Below are 1433 nucleotides of genomic sequence, written 5' to 3' on the forward strand. Positions count from 1 at the left end.
CTTTTTCCGTGGCGGATCGAAGTCGGTGACATGACCGGAGTACGCGTCGGCTCGGCGCTCACCGACGAACAGGCGGCGGTCCGCGACCTCGTCCGCGAGTTCGCGGCCGAGGAGGTCCGGCCGACCGCGGCCGAGGCGGACGAGACGGAGACGTTCCCGGAAGACGTGTGGGACGGGCTGGCGGAGCTCGGCCTGACGGGACTGACGGTCCCCGAGGAGTACGGCGGGTTCGGCGCGGACGAGACGACGTACGCGGTCGCCAACGAGGCGCTGGCGCACGGATCGCTCGCGGTCGCGACCGCGCTCTCCGTCCACTGCCTCGCGACCTCCTGTATCGCCGAGTTCGGGACGGAGAGCCAGCGCGAACGGTGGCTGCCGGAGATGGCCGAAACTGGGCGTCCGGTCGGCATGTTCTGTCTCTCGGAGCCGCAGGCGGGGTCGAACCCGGCCCAGATGTCGACGACGGCGACGTACGACCCCGACACCGACGAGTACGCGCTGAACGGCGAGAAACAGTGGATCACGAACGGGCAGCGCGGCGGGGTGGCGGTCGTCTTCGCAAAGACGGTGCGCGAGGAGAGCGACACGAACGAGGCCGACGACGCGATCACGCAGTTCCTCGTCCCCGCGGACACCGACGGCTTCGAGGTCGGCAAGAAGGAGGAGAAGCTCGGCCTTCGCGCGTCGGACACGACGGGGATCACCTTCGATGACTGCCGGATTCCGGCCAAAAATCGGCTCACCGAGCCGGGCGGCGGGCTCTCAGCCGCGTTCCGAACGCTCACCGAGGGGCGGATCGGCATCGCGGCGCAGGCGGTCGGCGTCGCGCAGGCCGCGCTCGACGAGGCGAAGTCGTACGCGGAGGAGCGCGAGCAGTTCGACCGCCCGATCGCGGACATCCAGACGATCCGGCACAAGGTCGCGGAGATGGCGACGGACGTGTCGGCCGCGCGGCTGCTCGTCCGCGAGGCGTGCCGGCAGGCGGAGGCGGGCGAGGACTACCGTGTCGCCGCCTCAAAGGCGAAGTACCGCGCCAGCGAGGCCGCGATGTCGGTGACCAACGAGGCGGTCCAGATCCACGGCGGCTACGGCTACACGACCGAGTTCGACGTCGAGCGGCTCTACCGCGACGCGAAGATCACGGAGATCTACGAGGGGACGACCGAGATCCAGAAGACGATCGTCGCCCGCGGGGTGTTCGGCGAGTGACCGACCCGGTCGGGGCCCGGATCGCCGATTACGACGCGGTCGTCTACGACCTCGACGGGACGCTCGTCGAACTCGCGGTCGACTGGGACGCCGTCGCGGCGGCGGTCCTCGACGTGTACGCGGAACACGCCATTATCCCCCCGACCGAAGAGCTGTGGGGACTGCTCGGCGCGGCCGACGAGTACGGCATCCGCGACGAGGTCGAGGAGGCGATCGCGGCTCCG

Annotated in this window: 1 protein-coding gene and 1 pseudogene; both read left to right on the plus strand. The window is 70.1% G+C overall.

All coding sequences use genetic code 11. The features are described 5' to 3' along the window. Positions 1 to 30: 30 nt before the first annotated feature. Positions 31 to 1209: an acyl-CoA dehydrogenase family protein gene (locus tag BN903_RS11950; protein WP_048077934.1), complete on the plus strand. Its 1179-nt coding sequence runs from the start codon at positions 31 to 33 to the stop codon at positions 1207 to 1209. After that, positions 1206 to 1433: pseudogene (locus BN903_RS11955) on the plus strand (HAD family hydrolase); the annotation flags it as partial. The gene BN903_RS11950 and the pseudogene BN903_RS11955, both read left to right, overlap by 4 nt.

The sequence above is a fragment of the Halorubrum sp. AJ67 genome (assembly GCF_000513435.1).